This window comes from Bradyrhizobium sp. USDA3010 (assembly GCF_056429065.1).
In genome coordinates this window covers 69,230-89,102 of record NZ_JBWJZD010000007.1, presented here as the reverse complement: position 1 = coordinate 89,102, position 19,873 = coordinate 69,230, and the positions used below count along the sequence as shown (strand labels likewise).

Sequence of the window (19,873 nt, the reverse complement as noted above, 5' to 3'; positions counted from 1 at the left end):
GCGACATGACGAGAGAAAGCCGCGGCATACAATCGATCGAGGTCGGCGGAGAATTGCTCCGCGCGCTCGCCCGCAGCGGCGAACCGATGATGCTGCGCGATCTCGCCCGCGAGGCCGGCATGCCGCCGGCCAAGGCGCATCCCTATCTCGTGAGTTTTTCCCGCATCGGCCTGATCGAGCAGGACGAGACCACCGGCCGCTATGAGATCGGGGCGCTCGCGCTCGAGCTCGGCTTGATCAGCCTGCGCCGGCTCTCCGCCGTGCGGATCGCGACGCCGCGGATCGCCGCGCTCGCCGACAGCATCAATCATGCGGTGTCGCTGTCGGTTTGGGGCACCCACGGCGCGACCGTGGTACGGCTCGAGGAGCCGAGCCATCCCGTGCATATCGCGATGCGCGTCGGATCGGTGGTGGCGCTGCTCGAGACCGCGACCGGCCGCGCCTTCGCCGCCTTCATGCCGCCGAACGCCGTCAAGACGGCGCTCGAGAGCGGCCTCGACCGCCTCGGCGTCGGCTACAATCCGAAACGCGAGACCATCACCGCGAAGACCACGGAGATGCTTGCCGAGGTTCAGAGCCGCGGGCTCGCGCGCGCGATCGGCGATCCGCTTCCCGGCGTCAACGCCTTCGCCGCCCCGGTGTTCGATCACGCCGGCCACGTGGCTTTGGTCATCACCGCGATGGGGCCCGAAGGCACCTTCGACGCCAGCTGGGACAGTGCGATCGCAACCGCGCTGCGTGATTGCGCGAGCGACATCTCGCGGCAGCTCGGGCACGGCACGGTGCGGGGTGTCGATATTGCGGTGAAGTGATCAGAGTGTTCAGCCGCCCTCTCATGCACATGCGCGGGTGATTACACCGAGAGCTTGGCTGTTTGACATCATGAACCCAGACGATCCTCATCGTCGTTCCGGCGAAGGCCGGGACCCATAACCACCGCTGCAAATGGTTGCGCGATTCTGGAACGACGAGTCCCGCCGACAACATCCGCCGCGGCGTATGGGTCCCGGCCTTCGGGACGACGGTTTGTAGATGCAGACCGCGCCACACTATCGGTATCGTCCTGGCTAAAGCCAGGACGACGGACGAAGAGGCCCGCCCCACACCACCTCAGCAAAAAGCCCCGGACGATGCCGGGGCTCTTCACTTCATCGATCACGGTCAGCGCAGATCAGTAGCGGTAATGGTCCGACTTGTACGGACCTTCCTGCTTGACGCCGATGTAGTCGGCCTGGTCCTTGCGCAGTTCGGTCAGCTTGACGCCGATCTTGGCAAGGTGCAGGCGGGCGACCTTCTCGTCGAGCGTCTTCGGCAGCACGTAGACCTTCTTGGCGTACTTGCCGTCCTTGTTGTTGGCGAACAGCTCGATCTGCGCCAGCGTCTGGTTGGTGAACGAGGCCGACATCACGAAGGACGGATGGCCCATCGCATTGCCGAGGTTCACCAGGCGTCCTTCCGACAGCATGATGATGCGATGCTTGTCGGGGAATTCGATCTCGTCGACCTGCGGCTTGATGTTGGTCCACTTCAGATTGCGCAGCGAAGCGATCTGGATCTCGTTGTCGAAGTGACCGATGTTGCAGACGATGGCGCGATCCTTCATCGCGCGCATGTGCTCGATGGTGATGATGTCCTTGTTGCCGGTGGCGGTGACGAAGATGTCGGCGCGCGGCGCCGCGTCTTCCATGGTCACGACCTCATAGCCTTCCATCGCCGCCTGCAGCGCGCAGATCGGATCGACCTCGGAGACCATGACGCGGCAGCCGGCCTGGCGCAGCGAAGCCGCCGAGCCCTTGCCGACGTCGCCGAAGCCCGCGACCATCGCGACCTTGCCCGACAGCATCACGTCGGTGCCGCGGCGGATGCCGTCGACCAGCGACTCGCGGCAGCCATAGAGGTTGTCGAACTTCGACTTGGTGACGCTGTCGTTGACGTTGATCGCCGGGAACAGCAGCGTGCCCTTGTTGGCCATCTCGTACAGGCGATGCACGCCCGTGGTGGTCTCTTCCGAGACGCCCTGGATGTTCTTGGCGATCTCGGCGAAGTAGCCCTTCGGCTTCTCCTTCAGCAGGCGCTTGACCAGCGCGTAGAAGATCTCTTCTTCCTCGGAGGTCGGCTTGTCGAGGAACGCGGTGTCGCCCTGCTCGGCGCGGTAGCCGGCATGCACCAGCATGGTGGCGTCGCCGCCGTCATCGAGGATCATGTTCGGCGTACCGCCGCCATGCCAGTCGAACAGTTTTGCGGTGTAGTCCCAATACTCGGTCAGCGTCTCGCCCTTCACGGCGAACACCGGAATGCCGGCGGCGGCGATCGCGGCGGCGGCGTGATCCTGGGTCGAATAGATGTTGCAGGAGACCCAGCGGATGTCGGCGCCGAGCGCGGCCAGCGTCTCGATCAGCACGGCGGTCTGGATCGTCATGTGCAGCGAGCCCGCGATGCGCGCGCCCTTCAGCGGCTGCTTGGGGCCGAACTCTTCGCGGGTGGCCATCAGGCCGGGCATCTCGGTCTCGGCCAGCGAGATCTCCTTGCGGCCGAAATCGGCGAGCGCAATGTCCTTGACGATGTAGTCGGTGAAGCCGGGCTTCGTGGGGGCGTTCATGTTGTTTTCCTGGTCGGTGTGTTCAGCGTGTCAGTAACAAAGCGAGCCAACCGCCCTACGGCGCGGCCTACTCCCTCTCCCCGTTCTTACGGGGAGAGGGTTGGGGTGAGGGGCTCCATCCGCGCACTGAATTCGCGGAGAGTCCCCCTCACCCGCCACTTCGTGGCGACCTCTCCCCGCAAGCGGGGCGAGGTAAGAGCGTCAGAGCGCGCGCTTCAGCGGCTCGACGAGATCGGTCTTCTCCCAGGAGAAGCCGCCCTCATTATCGGGCGTACGGCCGAAATGTCCGTAGGCCGAGGTGCGCGCATAGATCGGGCGGTTGAGATCGAGATGGGTGCGGATGCCGCGCGGCGTCAGATCCATCGCCTTGGCCGCCGCCTTCTCGAGCTCGTCCTCCGACACCTTACCGGTGCCGTGGGTGTCGATGTAGATCGACAGCGGACGCGCTACGCCGATCGCGTAGGCGAGCTGCAGCGTGCAGCGGTCGGCGAGACCGGCCGCGACGATGTTCTTGGCGACGTAGCGCGCGGCATAGGCGGCCGAACGGTCGACCTTGGTCGGATCCTTGCCGGAAAACGCGCCGCCGCCGTGCGGGGCTGCGCCGCCATAGGTGTCGACGATGATCTTGCGACCGGTCAGGCCGGAGTCGCCGTCGGGACCGCCGATGAAGAACTTGCCGGTCGGATTGATGTGCCAGATCGTCTTGCCGTTGATCCACTCCTTCGGCAGCGCCTCGCGCACATAGGGCTCGACGATGTCGCGGATCTGGCTGGACGAGAGGTCCTCGACCAGATGCTGGTGCGACACCACGATCTCGCGGACGCCGACCGGCTTGCCGTTCTCGTACTGCACGGTGACCTGGCTCTTGGAGTCCGGACCGAGCACCTTCTCCTTGCCGGAGTGGCGCGCTTCGGAGATCAGCCGCAGGATCTTATGGGCGTAGAAGATCGGCGCCGGCATCAGGTCCGGCGTCTCGTTGGTGGCGTAACCGAACATGATGCCCTGGTCGCCGGCCCCCTCTTCCTTGACCTCGCCCGGCTGCAGCGCGTCGACGCCCTGCGCGATGTCGGCCGACTGCGGATGCAGCAGGATCTCGATGTCGCAGGTGTTCCAGTGGAAGCCGTCCTGCTCGTAGCCGATGTCCTTGATCGCGGAGCGAACCACGCCCTCGATCTGCTCGTTGGTGACCGAGGCCGGCCCACGGGTTTCGCCGGCAATCACCACCTTGTTGGTGGTCGCGAGCGTTTCGCACGCCGCGCGGATCTGCCACGGGTCGATGCCCGCCTTCGGCCCCTCGCGATAGAACAGATCGACGATCTCATCCGAGATGCGATCGCAGACCTTGTCCGGATGGCCTTCCGAGACCGACTCGCTGGTGAAGAGATAAGACGCGCGCATCAAGCAAACCCCTTGTTTCGTCGAAGTCCGACGTTGGTTGGTGAATATGTCCCCGGAATGTCAGTCTCGTCGCCGCGAGATGACGTAGGATTCGTCGTAGAACCACAGCCCGTTGTGTTTACGGAGAACCTCGCGTGTGGCCTCGAGAGCTCGTCCGTTTTCGGTCGTTTCAGTCAACCGCTCATCTTCGATCTGCGCGACATACACTGCTGCGTTCCAGGCGGCGAAGGCGGTCGAGGTTCCGATCGACCCGGTCACCTCATTAGGCAGCGCTTCCATATCATATCGGAAGATCGAACGGTTATCGGCGTAGGCGTTGAAATTCAGCTCGCGGCCGGCCGAGCCCAACTCGTATTTCACAGCGCGCAGTATCTCATGACGGCTGACGGCGAAAGGATTTTCTCCGGGCCAGACTGCTTGAATGATTTCAAGTCCGGGATCGCTTCCGTGGGAGTGGATTCCTATCAGCCGTCCGCCGCCGCGCAGCGCCCGGGCCAGCGGCGCGATGATCCGCTTGGCGCGGAAATTCACCGAGGATTTGGCGCGATAGGGCTGCGAGGCGATCACCAGGTCGAAATTGGCCTCGGTCCGGCCGGCGCGGGGAATGATGGAATCGAGCAGGAACCGGTGGTCGTCCCGGTACAGCACCAGCGCCACCGGCCGCTCATAGATCGGCATCGCATTGCCGGGGCTGAGATTGGCGCGCCAGTTCTGCTCCAGGAAGGGACCGAGTTCCGCGATCTGGGTCTCGAACTCGCCGGAGGAAGCACCCCGCAGGGCCACCTCGTGCCAGATCATGCTGGCCGCGGCCGCGGAGTTCTTTGGCGTCAGCCAGGGCGCCTCGGCGTAATACATGTTGGTGAACACGAAGACGCTGGCCGGGTGCTCGAACAGGCGGTCGGGCACCTTGTCGAGGGTGAGGCGGACGTCCTCCAGGCTCAGTTCCTTGCCGGCGACATAGAACGGCATATGTGGGAAGCGGCCATGCATGGCACGCAGGACCCGCGCCAGCACCGTGCCGTCGCCCATGCCGGCATCGAACACTCGCAGCGCCGGGGGCCGCGGGTGGATCGCGGCCAATTCGAGCGCAACCCGGTCGGCGATCACCCGCTTCTCGCTGCAGGTGTGCACGAACAGCAGATAGCGCTGCCGGTTCTCAAAAAAGCGAAAATTGCCCCTCGGATCGCGCTTTTCCGGCGGCACCACGAGGCCGCGCGGCGGCGCCACGCCGCCCGGCGTCGAGGTCGCGATGAACGCATTGATGCGGTCGAGCGTATCGATGGTGATGCGCTTGCCCTCGCGCAGCCGGTGCACCAGCTTGCCGTCGTTGACGGCACGGCGGCCGAACGTCGTCTCCGCCATGTCGGAGTGACGGCAGAAATCCGTGATCTGACTGAGGATTTCGTCGTTCTTCATGGTGCCTGGAGTGGGCAGCGCCCAGTGGGACAAAAGTGGGCAGAGATAGTGAGCGGCAAGGTCTTATCATCATTTTCCCACCAGTTGAACCCCCCTCCACGGCAGATCACCAATCAGTCATGGATAGCCTCCTGGACCGCCTTGCCGCCACCGACCACCGCGACGGCCCTACCCCCGGATGACCGATGCGCCGACTGCTCCTGATCCCCTGCCTGCTCGCGGCCATCCTGTGGTCGGCGCCCTGCGTCGCCCAGGCGCGCTCCCAGCTCGGCCCGCTCTGCACGACCGACACCACGCCGGCCGACCAGATGATCGACGCCTGCACCAAGATCATCGCGTTGAAGGTGTTTTCCGGCGAGAAGCTCGCGACGATCTATTTCTGGCGCGCGGTGGGCTGGAACAAGAAGGGCAACTACGCGCAGGTGATCGCTGACGCCACCGAGGCGTTGCGTCTGAAGCCGAGCACTGCCGTCTACAATTTGCGCGGCTCGGCCTATTACGACAAGGGCGAGTACGACATCGCGATTGCCGACTTCAACGACGCGCTGCGCATGGGGCCGCCGAGCGGCATCATCTTTCACAACCGCGGCAACGCCTATCGCGGCAAGGGCGACTACGCCAAGGCGATCGCCGACTATGACGCCGCGATCAAGGCCGGTCCGAAGTCGGCCTTCTCCTATCAGAACCGCGGCGCCTCGAAGCAGGCGCTCGGCGATCTCGACGGCGCGCTCGCCGACATCAACGAGGCCGTCAGGATCGACCCGTCGCTGCCGCAGCCGCTGATCAGCCGCGCCGTGATCTGGCGCGCCAAGGGCGACATCGCGCGCGCGATTGCAGACACCTCAGAAGCGATCCGGCTGGCGAAGGCGAAGGCGCCCGCCAACATCATGACCCCGCCCGGCAGCGTGCTGATCTCGGCCTACACCCAGCGCGGCCTCGCCTATGAGGCGAAGGGCGATGCAGCGCACGCCAAGGAGGACTACGCCGCGGTGCTCGAGGGCCAGGCCTCCGATGCCGGCAGCAAGGCCAACCAGGCCACCGCCAAGGTGCGGCTCGCACTGCTCAGGGAAGCCGACGCAGCCCCGCGCAAGAGCGTGGCGGCACCTGCGGCCGAAAGCAGCCCTGCGCCCGCACCGCCGGCGCCCGCGGCAGCAGCTCCGGCCACACCCGCGGCGCGCGTGCAGGCCGCGGCAACCGGCCGGCGCGTCGCGCTGGTGATCGGCAACGGCGCCTATGCGCATGTGAAGGCGCTGCCCAATCCGCCCAACGATGCTCGTGCCATCGCCAAGAGCCTGCGCGACATCGGCTTCACCGTTTCCGAGGGACTCGATCTCGATCGCGACACGATGCAGAAGACGATCCATGACTTCCTGCGCGAGGCGGCGCGGTCGCAGATCGCCGTGGTCTACTACGCCGGTCATGGCGTGCAGGTCGACGGCCGCAACTACCTCGTGCCGGTCGATATCGAGTTCAAGGCGGGCGGCCGCATGACCGACGCGATGGTCGACATGGACACCATCATGGCCGGCCTCGACGATCAGATCCGTACCAACATCCTGATCCTCGATGCCTGCCGCAACAATCCGATGGCGCCGCAGGTGGCATCCGCAGGCCCGAGCCGCGGTATCGAGGCCGGCTCCGGCCTTGCCGCACCGGCTTCGCTCGGATCGGGCTCGACGCTCGGCGCCGGCACGCTGATCGCGTTCGCAACCGCGCCGGGCCAGGTCGCGCTCGACGGCGAAGGCGCCAACAGCCCATTCTCGGCCGCGCTGTCGCGCCATGTCGGCACGCCCGGCCTCGAGGTGCAGCAGATGCTGACGCGAGTCCGTGCCGAGGTCGTCGCTGCGACCAAGGGCAAGCAGGTGCCGTGGTCGAACTCCTCGCTGCTCGGCGAGGTCTATCTGGCGGAGCAGTGACGCTAGGCTCTCTCCCCGTCATTGCGAGGAGCGAAGCGACGAAACAATCCATTCCGTCCTCGCGGGCAGATGGATTGCTTCGCTTCGCTCGCAATGACGAAAACGAGACTTGCGAAGCCTACTTGCCCCACACCTCGTTGGCGACCTCGACCGCGAGCCTGAGCTTGGCCCACTGCTCTTCCTCGGAGAGGATGTTGCCCTCCTCGGTCGAGGCGAAGCCGCATTGCGGGGACAGTGCAAGCTGCTCGATCGGCGCGAACTTCGATGCCTCCTCCAGCCGCCGCTTGATGTCGTCCTTCTTCTCGAGTTCGCCGAACTTCGAGGTGATGACGCCGACCACCACGACCTTGTTGCCCTTGGGCAGGAAGCGCAGCGGCTCGAAGCCGCCGGCACGATCGGAATCATATTCGAGGAAGTAGCCGTCGTAATTGGTGCCGGCGAGCATGGTCTCGGCGACCGGCTCGTAGCCCCCGGAGGAAATCCAGGTCGAGCGGAAATTGCCGCGGCAGACATGCGTCGTAATCACCATGTCGGACGGACGATCGGCGATCGCGTAGTTGATGACGCGGGCATAGATCTCCTGCAGGCCATCGGGATTGTCGCCGCGGTCGCGCGACTTCTGCAATTCCTCCTGCGCGCACAGATAGGCCCACACCGTGTCGTCGAATTGCAGGTAACGGCAACCGGCGTCGTAGAACGCCTTCACCGCCTTGCGATAGGTCTTGCCGAGGTCCTGGTAGAACTCCTCAAGGTCCGGATAGACCTCCTTCGAGATCAGCTTGCGGCCGCCGCGGAAGTGCAGCACCGCCGGCGACGGGATCGTCATCTTCGGGGTGACATGCGCCTGGTCGGCGTACTTCTTCAGGAACCTGAAGTGATCGAGCATCGGGTGATGATCGGAGAAGTCGAGCTTGCCGATCACCCGGATGGCGTCGTGCCGGGTCTGCACGCCCGCGAACTGGATGCCCATGTCGGGGTGGAACAGCTCGCAGCCGGTCAGGTGGCTCAGGAAATCGAAGTGCCACCAGGAGCGGCGGAACTCGCCGTCGGTCGCAAGCTTCAGGCCGACCGAGGCCTGCTTGTGCACGACCTTCTCGATCTCCATGTCCTCGATCTTGCGCAGCTCGTCGGCCGAGATCTCGCCCTTCTCCAGCCTGGCGCGCGCTTCCTTGATCTTCGGCGGACGCAACAGGCTGCCGACCTCGTCGGCGCGGAACGGTGGCTTTGTTCGTTGCATGGTCAACTCCCTGAGGGCGTCAGTGTTTTTTGGTCCCGGCGACGCCGAGATGGCGCTCGAGGACGGAGGGATCGGCCTTCAGCGCGCTGCTCGCGGCATCGTGCACGATCGTCCCGCGTTCCAATATCACAACGCGGTCGGCGAGCCCGAGAATCTTTTGTGCATTCTGCTCGACGATGATCGAGCAGATGCCGCCCGAGCGCGTGATGGTTCCGATCGCCTTTAACAATTCCTCAACGATGATCGGCGCGAGGCCCTCGGTCGGCTCGTCGAGCAGCAGCACTTTCGGATTTAGCGTCAGCGCGCGGCCGATCGCCAGCATCTGCTGCTCGCCGCCGGACAGCTGGTTGCCGAAATTGCCGCGCCGCTCCTTCAGCCGCGGAAACATCTCGTACACCCGCTCGACCGTCCACGGACCGGGCTGCGCCACCGCGGTCATGTTCTCTTCCACCGTCAGCGAGCGAAAAATGTTGCGCTCCTGCGGCACCCAGCCGATCCCGGCACGGGCGCGCTGGTCGGGCCGCAGTGCCGTGATGTCGTGGCCGGCGAGCGCGACGCTGCCACTGAGGCGCCTGACGATGCCGACGATCGAATTGATCAGGGTCGTCTTGCCGGTACCGTTGCGGCCGAGCAGCGCGAGCACCTGGCCCTCGGCAAGCGCCAGCGACATGTCGGGCAGCACGACCGCCTCGCCATATCCTGCGCGCAAGCCCTTGATGGAGAGCAAGTCAGACATCGGCCGCCTCGCCGAGATAGACCGCCCTCACCTGCGGATCGCGCGCGACCTCGTCGGGCGCGCCCTCGGTGAGCAGCCCGCCATTGACCAGCACCGAGATGCGGTCGGCAAAGGAGAACACGAGATCCATGTCGTGCTCGATCAGCAGCACGGTGACGTCGCGCGGCAATGCTGCGACCGCCGCCAGGATATCATGGCGCTCGCTTTCGGGCACGCCGGCCGCGGGCTCGTCGAGCAGCAGCACGCGTGGCTTGGCGGCGATCGCGACCGCGATCTCGAGCAGGCGCTGCTTGCCGTAGGGCAATGTCGAAGTGAGCTCGGTCATCACGTCGAACAGATGGAAGCGCGACAAGATCTCGGCGATCTCGGCGTTGACGTCGCTTCGCGTCCCCATCCGCCGCCACCAGTCGCCGCCGCGGCCCATCCGTTCGGAGACCGCAAGCCCAATTGTTTCGAGCGGGGTCAGGTCGGGATAGAGCTGGTTGATCTGGAAGGTACGCGACAACCCGCGGAGCACCCGCTTGTGCACGGAGAGGCCGGTGATGTCGCTGCCCTCGAGCAGGATTTGTCCGCTGTTCGGGGTCAGCACACCGGTCAGCTGATTGATGACGGTGGTCTTGCCGGCGCCGTTCGGTCCGATCAGCGCGTGGCGGGCGCCCTGCATCACCTTCAGCGAGAGGTCGCGCGTGACGCCAAGACCGCCGAAGGATTTCTCGAGGCCGCGGGTTTCGAGCGCGATCGTCATGGCGCGTCGCCCTCAGGCACGCCGGCCGCGGCCTTGCGGCCGGCGAACTGGCGGATGATCAGGTTCGGCACGAACAGCGCCCAGCGGTGGATCCGCGCCCGGCCGACCATCACGATCACGACCAGCACGAGGCCGATCCAGAACAGCCAGTATTGCGGGGTGATGCTCTGAAACAGCTCCTGCAGCATCTTGAACACGACGGCGCCGATCAGGCCGCCATAGAGATAGCCGGTGCCGCCGATCACGAGCACCAGCATCAGGTCGGCGGAGCGTTCGAAGGAAAACACGTCGAGCGAGGCCAGCGCCGTGGTCTGGGTGAACAGCGCGCCGGCGATCCCGGCATAGAAGGCGGCAAGCGTATAGACCGCGATCAGGCGGCGGTTGACCGGTATGCCGATCGCGGCCGCGCGCAGCGGATTGTTCCTGATCGCGCGCAGCGACAGGCCGAACGGCGAATGCACCACGCGACGAGCGAACAGGAACAGGATGAACAGCACGATCAGCGAGTAGAAGAGCCCGGTCTTGCCGAACATGTCGAAGGCGAACAGCCCGAGGATCGGCTGCATCTCGATGCCTTGGAGGCCATCGGTACCGCCGGTGATGTCGGAGAAGCGTTCGGCGAGCGCTTCCAGCAGCAGCGCGATGCCGAGCGTCACCATCAGCCGGGTCAGGTCGACGCCGCGAATAACGAGGAAGCTGGTCAGGAAGCCGAGCACCGCCGCAACGAAGCCGGCGGCGACCAGCGCGATGACGGGCTCGTTGATGATGCCGTGCAGCGCCAGCAAGCCGGCCGAATAGGCACCGACGCCGAAGAAGGCCGCGTGGCCGAGCGAGACGATGCCGGCATAGCCGAGGATCAGGTCGAGCGACAGTGCGAACAGGCCGAGCCGCACGATGTCGGTAATGATCAGATAGCGCGACGGGAACAGGAACGCGCAGGCGAGCGCCAGCACCCAGAAGGCGACCTCGCTGATCCGCCAGCGCGCGCTGGCCATCGCATGAGTGGAGACGTCGGACAGCGCGGTCATGCCCGCCTCACCGCGCCGCGGTGCGGCCGAACAGGCCGTTCGGGCGCCAGAGCAGGATCACGATCATGACAGTGTAGATCACGAAGGGGCCGACCTTGGGCACGTAATATTTGCCGGCGACGTCGGCGATGCCGAGCAGCAATGATGCGAGGAACGGCCCGGTGATCGAGGAAGAGCCGCCGACCGTGACCACGATCAGGAAGTAGATCATGAACTTCAGGGGGAAGTACGGATCGAGCCCGAGGATTTCCGCACTCAGCGCGCCGCCGAGCCCCGCGAGGCCGCAGCCGAAGGCAAAAGTGAACGCGAACACCTGCGGCACGTTGATGCCGAGCCCGATCGCGGCGCGCGGATCGTCGACCGCCGCGCGCAGGCGGCTGCCGAACCGTGTCTTGGCGAGGATCAGTTGCAGCGCCAGCGTGAGCAGGCCGCAGATCACGACGATCATCAGCCGGTAACGCCCGATGCCGACGCCGAACAGATCGATCTGCCCTTCCAGCGCCGCCGGCAATTTGATGAAGACCCGCGACGATCCCATGATGTAGTCGACCGCCGCCACCGACATGAAGACGAGCCCGATCGAGAACAGCACCTGATCGAGATGGCTGCGGCTATAGAGATGGCGATACAGCGAGCGCTCCAGCGCAACGCCGATCACAGCGCTCCCGACAAAGGCGAGCGGCAGGCCTGCGAAGAACGGCCAGCCGGAATTGTTGACCAGCACGGCGCAGATATAACCGCCGGCCATCGCGAATGCGCCGTGCGCGAGGTTGACGAAGTTCATCAGCCCGAGCGTCACCGCAAGCCCGCAGGCCAGCACGAACAGCAGCATGCCGTAGGCGACGCCATCGAACAGGTTGGTGAGGATAGAGGCCATGAAGTCAGCTTAAGCGAGAGGGCGCAAACGACACCACGTCAACAGGATCGTCATGGCCGGGCTCGTCCCGGCCATGACGCGCAGCGAGCGGAGCTTACGCGCGTCACTTCTTGGTCTTGCCGGAATCCTTGACGGCCTCGAAGGTCGCGAACTCGACGTTGTAGAGTTCGCCGTCGACTTTCTCGACCTTGCGGATGTAGATGTTCTGCACGATGTCGCGGGTTTCCGGGTCGATCGAGATCGGACCGCGCGGGCTCTCCCACTTCATGCCCTTCATCGCCTCGATCAGCTTGTCGCCGTCGGTCGCGCCGCCGGTCTTCTTCAGCGCCTCGTAGATCAGATGGATGCCGTCATAGCCGCTGACCGCCATGAAGCCCGGCCGGTTGCCGAACGCCTTCTTGTAGGCGGCGACGAAATCCTTGTTCATCGCGGACGGATGCGCCGCCGAATAGAGATGCGCCGTCACCGCGCCGAGCGCGGCATCGCCCATGTTGTTGAGCAGGTCGTCGTCCATCACATCGCCGGGGCCGATCACCTTGATGCCGCTCTTGTCGAGCCCGCGCTCGGCATATTGCTTCATGAAGTTGCCGCCCTGCCCGGCCGGCACGAACACGAACATCGCGTCGGGCTTGGCATCCTTCATGCGTTGCAGGAACGGCGCGAAGTCGGGATTGGCGAGCGGCACCTTGACCTCTTCCACGATCTCGCCACCGCCGGCGGTGAAGTGCTGCTTGAAGAAGGTCAGCGCGTCATTGCCCGGCGCGTAGTCGGAGGTCAGCGTCGCGACCTTCTTGATGCCGTTCTTGACCGCCCAGTCGCCGATGATGGTGGAGGACTGCGCGAGCGTGAAGCTGGTGCGCACGATATAGGGCGAGCGCTCGGTGATGATCGAGGTGCCGGCAGCCATCACGACTTCCGGGATCTTGGCCTGCGTCGCCAGCGGCGCCGCGGCCAGCGCCGCGGGCGTCACGCCGAAGCCGGCGATGAAATTGACCTTATCGTTGACGATCAGTTCCTGCGCGAGCCGCTTGGTGTTGTCGGGCACCGCGGCGTCGTCCTTCAGGATGATCTCGATCTTCTTGCCGGCGACGGTGTCGCCCTTCTGCTGCATGTAGAGCTTGATCGCGTTATCGATCTGCTTGCCGGTCGAGGCCTGGCCGCCGGTCATCGGCAGGATCAGGCCAATCTTGACGGCGTCGTCCGCCCACGCCGGCACGCTGGCGCACAAACCCGGAAGCACGGCCGAAGCGGCGCCCCACAGCAATATCTTGCGACGATTGAACATCGACGTCCCTCCCCCTTCCATTCTTCTGCGTCGAGCCGAGTGCCCGGCCCTTGCCTTACGTTAACCCAAGCATGTCACGGCCGAGCCGCAACGCGACAAGGCGTTTCCCCGCGCCCTCTGTCAATCGGACGATGGACCTGTGTCGCGCTCGCCGCGATCTGGCCCGCCGCAGAAACAAGTATCAGGGTACCAGAATCATTCCCCGAAACTCAACGCCCCCACAAGAACCGCTCTCGCCTCTCAGGCCTCCGTTGGCCCGCTACATTTGTACGATCGTACAAATCAATCAGCAATGTCAACAAACAAGCACAATTGCAGCCGAACGGTCGCGCCCGAGATCATCATCCTTAAAGACCAGGGCTGTATGCTGCCGCCAATGCCTATCTTCACACGCCACGTCCCTGCCCTGACTGCCCTCGCGCTCGCGGCCTGCGCGCTCGGGGGATGCAGCACGATGAACCAAAAGGTCTCGGCCGGCATGGCCGACACCATCCCGGCCTGGGCCGGCGGCCTGCCCGCAGACGCACCGCCGCGGGCGGGCACCCCCGAATACGACAAGTTCATGCAGGAGCGGGAACGCAAGCGCCTGATGCCGGCAGCGGAGCGTGGCGACGACGCCAAGCCGGCGGCGCCGGCGCAGAACGCTACCCAATGACTGCCTGGCTGGGCGAATCCTCGCTGAGGAGGTCGCCGCGGTAGCCGAACTCCACCATATGCACCGTGACGTAGTCCGCGCCGATCAACGCGATGCCATAGGACTCCGGCAGATCGGCGACGGTCAAGACCTCCGCGAACACAGGATAGCTGGCGTGGTTCGTTCCGCGCAGCGAGGTCGTGGGGACACCGGCAACCGAACCGCTCAGCACCATGTGGCAGTGACCGAAGAAGATGTGCCGGATCTTGCTCCGGTGCTTCGCGACGATCGACCGGAACGCGGCATCGTCGAGCAGGCCGATCCGGTCCACCGGGGCGATATGCGTCGGGAATGGATTGTGATGCATGAACAGGACGAACGGACCGTCATGCTCCGATAGCTGCCGCTCCAGCCAGGCCTGCCGCCTCTCGCAGAAACTGCCGGCGGCGGTCTGCGGCTCGCAGGTATCGAGGAGCAGGCAGCGGCCGAACGAGGCGTCGTGAACGCCCTGCGCGAAGCCGTCCGCGTCGGCGCATTCGGGAAACACGCCGAGAAACGTCTCGCGATGGTCGTGGTTGCCGATACAAAGCCGCGTCGGGATCGGAAACCGGCTCAGGCGTTCGCGCAGCAATTGATAGTCGGCGAGGTCGCCGAGATCGGAAAGATCGCCCGAGATCACCATGAGCTCGGCATCGCGATGATCGGCAAGCACATGATCGAGCGCACGCTCGAAATTGCGCAGTGGATCACGGCCGAAGATCGTCCTCCCCGGCGCCGTCAGATGGATGTCGCTCATGTGGATGAGTTTCATGCAGCACCTCGATGCAGCGCGACACCATCGCCGTCAAAAGCGCGGCAACCGGGCGAACCTGCGGATCAGTCCACGAACACCACGGTCTTGCGCCCGTTGAGGATGACGCGGTCGGCGAGATGGTAGCGGATCGCGCGCGCCAGCACGCGGCGCTCGATGTCGCGGCCCTTGCGCACGAGATCCTCGGGCGTATCGCGATGGCTGATACGCTCGACGTCCTGGTCGATGATCGGCCCCTCGTCGAGATCACTGGTGACGTAATGCGCGGTGGCGCCGATCAGCTTGACGCCGCGCTCATGCGCCTGGTGGTAGGGCTTGGCGCCCTTGAAGCCCGGCAGGAAGGAATGATGGATGTTGATGCAGCGGCCCGACAGCCGCGCCGACATCTCGTCCGACAGGATCTGCATGTAGCGGGCGAGCACCACGAGGTCGGTATTGGTGTCCTGGGCGAGCTTCCAGACCGCGTCTTCCTGCTGCCGCTTGGTGTCTTTGGTCAACGGCAGATGATGGAACGGGATATCGCCGAAATCGAGCGATCCGTAGCTCTCACGCGGATGATTGGAGACGATGGCGGTCGGGATCATCTCGAGCTCGCCAGTACGCCAGCGATAGAGGATGTCGACCAGGCAGTGATCGGACTTCGACACCAGCAGCATCACCCGGCGGCGGCTGGCGCGATCGCGCATCTGCCACTCCATGCCGAAGCGTTCGGCAATTGCGGCAAAGCCGGTCTGCAGCGCCGGCAGCCCGACCGCGAGGTCGGCCGCGGTGAACACCACGCGCATGAAGAACTTGCCGGTCTCGATGTCGTCGAATTGCTGGGCGTCCAGGATGTTCTGGCCATTATGCGCCAGGAACGTCGAGACCGCGGAGACGATCCCCGGTCGATCCGGACAGGACAGGGTCAGAACGAATTGATGGTCGGGCATGCCAATTGACCAAAGCTTGAGCAGATGCGTGGAACGGTCATTTTCGGCCTCCGTCTACACCGCAGGCGGCCTTGCGCCAATCCCGGCGCGGGGGTCAAATCGAACAAATGACGACAATGTTTGTTAGGGACCATCATGGCTGATCGGCTGAACGGCTACCGCATCCTGATCCTCGAGACGCGCGAGGAAGCGCAGTTTTCCCGCCTGCTCGCCGAGCAGGGCGCCGACGTGCTGCAATGCCCGATGTTCACCATCCACGACGCGCCGGATTCGGCGCCGATCGAAGCCTGGATTCGCCGCGCCATCGAGCGGCCCCTCGATGACCTCGTGCTGATGACCGGCGAAGGCCTGCGCCGGCTGATGAAGGTGGTACGCCGGATCGGGGTCGAGGCGGAGTTTGTCACGAGCCTCGACAAGGCGCGCAAATTCGCCCGCGGCCCCAAACCCGGCCGCGCGCTGCGCGAGATCGCCCTGGAGCCGCAAATGACGACGGAGAAGCCGACCTCGGAAGGCGTCGCCGAGATGCTGGCGAAGCTCGACCTGAGCGGTCATCGGCTCGGCCTGCAGCTCTATCCGGACAAGGATCACGCCACCCTGATCGGCGCGATCAAGGCGCAGGGTGCCGAAGTCGATACGGTGCTGCCTTATGTCTACGATGCGCAAGCCGCCGACGCCAACATCGTGACCGCGATCGAGGAGATGGCGCAAGGCCGCATCGACGCCGTCGCGCTCACCAGTTCGGGTCAGGTTCGTCGGCTGATCGAGGTGGCCCAGGCGCATCGCTGCGAGGCGCAATTGCGCGAGGGCTTGCAGCAGACCCCGATCGCCTCCGTCGGGCCGGTGGTGTCGGACGAATTGAAGACCTACGGCCTATCCACCGATATCTACCCGGCGAACGACGCGTTCTTCATGAAGCCGCTGATCTCGGCGATGGCGACGGCGCTGACGAAGGCGCCGCCGCGCGCGGCGGCGAAGTAGTTGCCATAAGCGTCATTGCGAGGAGCGAAGCGACGAAGCAATCCATTTCTCCACAGCGGCGTGATGGATTGCTTCGCTGCGCTCGCAATGACGGCGCGGAAATAGTCGAATTCTATTCCGCCGCCTGCTTGGTCTCGCTCAGATAGGCCTGGTAGGCGAGCTTGATGCCATCCTCGAGCGAGGTGGTGGCGCGCCAGCCGAGCTTGGCGAGCCGGCTGACGTCGAGCAGCTTGCGCGGCGTGCCGTCCGGGCGTGAGGAGTCGAAGCTGATCTCACCGCGATAGCCGACAGTAGCGGCGACCACGCGGGCGAATTCGGCGATGGTGATGTCCTCGCCGGTGCCGATATTGACCAGCTCCGGCGAGGAATAGGTCTTCATCAGATGGATGCAGGCGTCGGCGAGATCGTCGACATAGAGGAATTCACGGCGCGGCGTGCCGGTGCCCCACACCACGACGTTACCAGCGCCGGAAACCTTGGCCTCGTGGAAACGGCGGATCAGCGCGGCGACGACGTGGCTGTATTCGGGATGATAATTGTCGCCGGGACCGTAAAGATTGGTCGGCATCACGCTGATGAAATCGGCGCCATACTGGCTGCGATAGGCCTCGGCCATCTTGATGCCGGCGATCTTGGCGATGGCATAGGGCTCGTTGGTCGGCTCCAGCGGGCCGGTCAGCATCGAATCCTCGCGCAGCGGCTGCGGCGCCAGGCGCGGATAGATGCAGGACGAGCCGAAGAACATCAGCTTCTCGCACCCGTTGGCGTGTGCCGCCTGGATCACATTGGTCGAGATCGCCAGATTGTCGTAGAGGAATTCCGCGCGCAGCGTGTTGTTGGCGACGATGCCGCCGACCTTGGCGGCGGCGAGGAACACCGCCTGCGGCCGCTTCGCGGCAAACCAGGCGTTGACCGCGGCCTGGTCGCGCAAATCGACCTCGCCGCGCGACAGCGTCAGCAGATCCGCCTGTTCGCGCGCCAGACGGCGCATCAGCGCCGAGCCGACCATGCCGCGATGGCCGGCAACGAAGACCGTCTTGCCCTTCAGTTCAAACGCCGTGCTTGCCATTGGCCGCATCCTGCCTGGCCTCGACGAGATCGCTGGCGACCATTTCCTTCACCAGCTGCGCGAACGGCGTCTTCGGCGCCCAGCCGAGCTTGGCGCGCGCCTTGCTGGCGTCGCCGATCAGAAGATCGACCTCGGTCGGACGGAAATAGACCGGGTCGATCTGCACCAGGGTGTTGCCGGTCGCCTTGTCGACGCCGACCTCTTCGACGCCCTTGCCACGCCATTCGATGCTGCGGCCGACCTCGGCAAATGCCAGCTCGACGAACTCACGGACCGAGCGCGTCTCGCCGGTCGCGAGCACGAAGTCGCCGGGCTCGTCCGCCAGCAGGATCTTGTGCATGCCCTCGACATAGTCGCGGGCGTGGCCCCAGTCGCGCTTGGCATCGAGATTGCCGAGATAGAGCTTGGTCTCCAGGCCGACCTCGATGCGGGCGACGGCGCGGGTGATCTTGCGCGTCACGAAGGTCTCGCCGCGGATCGGGCTCTCGTGGTTGAACAGGATGCCGTTGCTGGCGAACATGCCGTAGGCCTCACGGTAGTTCACCGTGATCCAGTAGCCGTAGAGCTTGGCGACGCCATAGGGCGAACGCGGATAGAACGGCGTGGTCTCCTTCTGCGGCACCTCTTGCACGAGCCCGTACAGCTCCGAGGTCGAGGCCTGGTAGAACCGGGTCTCCTTTTCCATGCCGAGGATGCGGATCGCCTCCAGCAGGCGCAGCACGCCGATGGCGTCGGCGTTGGCGGTATATTCCGGGCTCTCGAAACTGACCTGGACGTGGCTCTGGGCGGCGAGGTTGTAGATCTCGGTCGGCCGGATCTGCTGCATCAGCCGAATCAGATTGGTCGAATCGGTCATGTCGCCGTAGTGCATCAGGAACGGCACGTTGCCGGCGTGCGGATCCTGGTAGAGATGGTCGACCCGCGCGGTGTTGAACGAGGACGACCGGCGCTTGATGCCGTGCACGGTATAGCCGAGACCAAGCAGATATTCGGCGAGGTACGCGCCGTCCTGCCCGGTGATGCCGGTGATCAGCGCAACGCGCCGCTTTGAGTCCTGAGCCGTCGAATCCTTAACCGCCATGTCATCTCCAGAGAGCGCGAAAACCGCGCGGTCCCGACAAGGCCGGTCTGTAGCATCCAGCCTGCTTCAAGTCTAATGGCTTAATCGTTTGAAATCAGGACTTTAGAGCCTCGAAAAGTGGCGTCGTTCGGCCCCGAGCCGGTCACTCCCCGTAATGGCGCAGGCGGTCGAGCTCGATGATCGTCACCCCGCCATATTCGAGCCGCAGCAGGCCCTCGCGCTCGAGCCGTTTCAGGCACTGGTTGGCGTTCTGCCGGGAGATACCCGACAGCGCCCCGATCTCCTCCTGGGTGATCTCCAGGTGCAAAGTGAGCTCGGGGTAGAGAATCGGATTGAACAGCGAGGCGATCGAGCGCGCCAGCCGCGCGGTGGCGTCCAGCGTGCGACCATATTCGAGCAGCGCGATGAACTGACCGAGCCGCTCGTTGAGCTGTCCCACCAGGAAGCGGTTGAAGCCGACGCTGTTCTCGAACAGCCAGACGAAGGTCCGGCGATCCATCATCGCGAGGCGCGTGTCGCGCAGCGCGACCACGTCGTAGCGCCGCAGCTCGTTCTTGAGCACGGTGCCCTCGCCGAACCAGGCGCCGGCGGTGAGGCCCGCGAAGCTCGCCGCCTTGCCGCCGCGCGAGACGATGCCCATCCGCGCCAGCCCGGTGACGATGCCGGTCCAGTACTGGAAATTGTCGCCACGCATGAAGATGAATTCGTTGGCGCGGTAGGACTTCTCGGAAATGCCGGCGCGCGCGATTTCGATCTCTTGCTCGCTCAGTTCGCGCGACCAGGCCGCGATGCGCTTGAGGTGATCAGCAGCAATCATTCTGGCGACGGCATCCCACCCCAAGATACTGACACGATATTGCACCGCAGCAACGCCGTGCGCGAAGCCAGGAACCCGCTTCCTGCAATGCCAGCGAAAATTCCTGACCAATTGTCGGGCACATGACAATTCAACCTATCGCTTTCTCGTATTCAGAGCCACCTCGCCTAACGCCGCGTGCAGCCCCTTGATGGATCGCTGACCGCGGACGACGCGAGAGACGGGCTTGCAGGCGGGGTGCGACGTTACCGCGCATGACGCAGGCGATCGGGGCGAGCGATGCTCCCGAACGCCGGCTTCATTAGTCGGATGGTCTC

Annotated in this window: 18 protein-coding genes; 4 read left to right on the top strand and 14 right to left on the bottom strand. The window is 64.7% G+C overall.

All coding sequences use genetic code 11. The features are described from left to right. Positions 1-5: 5 nt before the first annotated feature. Complete coding sequence (locus tag AC066Y_RS13540; RefSeq protein WP_478274302.1) at positions 6-812, top strand: IclR family transcriptional regulator; 807 nt, start codon at positions 6-8, stop codon at positions 810-812. A 359-nt stretch (positions 813-1,171) separates the two neighbouring features. Here AC066Y_RS13540 and ahcY read toward each other — a convergent pair whose 3' ends face one another. From ahcY to AC066Y_RS13525, 3 genes are all read right to left on the bottom strand, one after another. After that, positions 1,172-2,599 (bottom strand): adenosylhomocysteinase, encoded by a 1,428-nt coding sequence (gene ahcY / locus AC066Y_RS13535; protein ID WP_092115494.1) that lies wholly within the window; start codon positions 2,597-2,599, stop codon positions 1,172-1,174. A 201-nt stretch (positions 2,600-2,800) separates the two neighbouring features. After that, the gene (gene metK, locus AC066Y_RS13530) at positions 2,801-3,997 is read right to left on the bottom strand and encodes a methionine adenosyltransferase (protein WP_223969238.1); all 1,197 of its coding nucleotides are present in this window, start codon (positions 3,995-3,997) and stop codon (positions 2,801-2,803) included. Between the two features lie 60 nt (positions 3,998-4,057). Beyond that, a complete protein-coding gene (locus AC066Y_RS13525; protein WP_092115496.1) occupies positions 4,058-5,413 on the bottom strand; it encodes a hypothetical protein in 1,356 nt (451 codons plus the stop codon). Between the two features lie 185 nt (positions 5,414-5,598). Here AC066Y_RS13525 and AC066Y_RS13520 point away from each other — a divergent pair, with 185 nt between their 5' ends. Next, a complete protein-coding gene (locus tag AC066Y_RS13520) occupies positions 5,599-7,329 on the top strand; it encodes a caspase family protein (RefSeq protein WP_478274301.1) in 1,731 nt (576 codons plus the stop codon). A gap of 118 nt (positions 7,330-7,447) precedes the next feature. Here AC066Y_RS13520 and AC066Y_RS13515 read toward each other — a convergent pair whose 3' ends face one another. The 6 genes from AC066Y_RS13515 to AC066Y_RS13490 form a co-directional block, all read right to left on the bottom strand. Beyond that, complete coding sequence (locus AC066Y_RS13515; RefSeq protein ID WP_478274300.1) at positions 7,448-8,566, bottom strand: cobalamin-independent methionine synthase II family protein; 1,119 nt, start codon at positions 8,564-8,566, stop codon at positions 7,448-7,450. A gap of 19 nt (positions 8,567-8,585) precedes the next feature. Further along, positions 8,586-9,302, bottom strand: coding sequence for an ABC transporter ATP-binding protein (locus AC066Y_RS13510; protein WP_176530144.1), 717 nt, complete (start codon positions 9,300-9,302; stop codon positions 8,586-8,588). Then, positions 9,295-10,047, bottom strand: coding sequence for an ABC transporter ATP-binding protein (locus AC066Y_RS13505; protein WP_478274299.1), 753 nt, complete (start codon positions 10,045-10,047; stop codon positions 9,295-9,297). The genes AC066Y_RS13510 and AC066Y_RS13505 overlap by 8 nt, the downstream gene beginning before the upstream one ends. Continuing rightward, on the bottom strand, positions 10,044-11,075 hold the full coding sequence (locus tag AC066Y_RS13500) for a branched-chain amino acid ABC transporter permease (protein ID WP_478274298.1): 1,032 nt from the start codon (positions 11,073-11,075) through the stop codon (positions 10,044-10,046). Before AC066Y_RS13500 ends, AC066Y_RS13505 begins: the two co-directional genes overlap by 4 nt. 7 nt (positions 11,076-11,082) lie before the next feature. Beyond that, on the bottom strand, positions 11,083-11,952 hold the full coding sequence (locus AC066Y_RS13495) for a branched-chain amino acid ABC transporter permease (protein WP_478274297.1): 870 nt from the start codon (positions 11,950-11,952) through the stop codon (positions 11,083-11,085). Positions 11,953-12,055: 103 nt separating this feature from the next. Beyond that, complete coding sequence (locus AC066Y_RS13490; protein WP_478274296.1) at positions 12,056-13,237, bottom strand: ABC transporter substrate-binding protein; 1,182 nt, start codon at positions 13,235-13,237, stop codon at positions 12,056-12,058. Between the two features lie 454 nt (positions 13,238-13,691). Here AC066Y_RS13490 and AC066Y_RS13485 point away from each other — a divergent pair, with 454 nt between their 5' ends. Beyond that, complete coding sequence (locus tag AC066Y_RS13485; RefSeq protein WP_371821781.1) at positions 13,692-13,892, top strand: hypothetical protein; 201 nt, start codon at positions 13,692-13,694, stop codon at positions 13,890-13,892. Here the strand turns inward: AC066Y_RS13485 and AC066Y_RS13480 are convergent. Further along, on the bottom strand, positions 13,882-14,682 hold the full coding sequence (locus AC066Y_RS13480; RefSeq protein WP_478274295.1) for a phosphodiesterase: 801 nt from the start codon (positions 14,680-14,682) through the stop codon (positions 13,882-13,884). The two genes, AC066Y_RS13485 and AC066Y_RS13480, sit on opposite strands and share 11 nt — an antisense overlap. 65 nt (positions 14,683-14,747) lie before the next feature. Further along, positions 14,748-15,611, bottom strand: a complete 864-nt coding sequence (gene purU, locus AC066Y_RS13475; RefSeq protein ID WP_478274294.1) for a formyltetrahydrofolate deformylase — start codon at positions 15,609-15,611, stop codon at positions 14,748-14,750. Between the two features lie 135 nt (positions 15,612-15,746). Here purU and AC066Y_RS13470 point away from each other — a divergent pair, with 135 nt between their 5' ends. Continuing rightward, positions 15,747-16,589 carry a uroporphyrinogen-III synthase gene (locus AC066Y_RS13470; RefSeq protein ID WP_478274293.1) on the top strand — a complete coding sequence of 281 codons (843 nt, stop codon included), beginning with the start codon at positions 15,747-15,749 and terminating at the stop codon, positions 16,587-16,589. A gap of 112 nt (positions 16,590-16,701) precedes the next feature. Here the strand turns inward: AC066Y_RS13470 and fcl are convergent, their stop codons facing one another. The 3 genes from fcl to AC066Y_RS13455 all read right to left on the bottom strand — a co-directional run bounded on the left by fcl (position 16,702) and on the right by AC066Y_RS13455 (position 19,556). After that, positions 16,702-17,658 carry a GDP-L-fucose synthase gene (gene fcl, locus AC066Y_RS13465; protein WP_478274292.1) on the bottom strand — a complete coding sequence of 319 codons (957 nt, stop codon included), beginning with the start codon at positions 17,656-17,658 and terminating at the stop codon, positions 16,702-16,704. Then, positions 17,639-18,739, bottom strand: coding sequence for a GDP-mannose 4,6-dehydratase (gene gmd / locus AC066Y_RS13460; RefSeq protein ID WP_478274291.1), 1,101 nt, complete (start codon positions 18,737-18,739; stop codon positions 17,639-17,641). Before gmd ends, fcl begins: the two co-directional genes overlap by 20 nt. Positions 18,740-18,881: 142 nt before the next feature. Continuing rightward, the gene (locus AC066Y_RS13455) at positions 18,882-19,556 is read right to left on the bottom strand and encodes a Crp/Fnr family transcriptional regulator (protein ID WP_478274290.1); all 675 of its coding nucleotides are present in this window, start codon (positions 19,554-19,556) and stop codon (positions 18,882-18,884) included. Positions 19,557-19,873: the final 317 nt, after the last annotated feature.